Source organism: Citrobacter sp. Cy070, from assembly GCF_030332245.1.
Taxonomy (GTDB): domain Bacteria; phylum Pseudomonadota; class Gammaproteobacteria; order Enterobacterales; family Enterobacteriaceae; genus Citrobacter; species Citrobacter youngae.
The window spans coordinates 1-304 of record NZ_JAOWIG010000013.1 but is presented as its reverse complement, the minus strand read 5'-3'; the positions used below and the strand labels follow the sequence as shown (position 1 = coordinate 304).

General features: G+C 57.9%; 1 protein-coding gene. It reads left to right on the top strand.

Annotation, left to right across the window (positions count from 1 at the left end; genetic code table 11):
• The coding region (locus tag OGY19_RS01755) for a transposase (RefSeq protein ID WP_143188248.1) at positions 1-304 on the top strand (304 nt) is incomplete at both ends.

Genomic DNA, 304 nt, shown 5'->3' with positions numbered 1-304 from the left:
GCCGACGGCCCTATCCGCTGGAGACCATGCTGCGTATTCACTGCATGCAGCATTGGTACAACCTGAGCGACGGTGCCATGGAAGATGCCCTGTACGAAATCGCCTCCATGCGCCTGTTTGCCCGATTATCCCTGGATAGCGCCCTGCCGGATCGCACCACCATCATGAATTTCCGCCACCTGCTCGAGCAGCATCAACTGGCCCGTCAATTGTTCAAGACCATCAATCGCTGGCTGGCCGAAGCAGGCGTCATGATGACCCAAGGCACTTTGGTGGATGCCACCATCATTGAGGCACCCAGCTC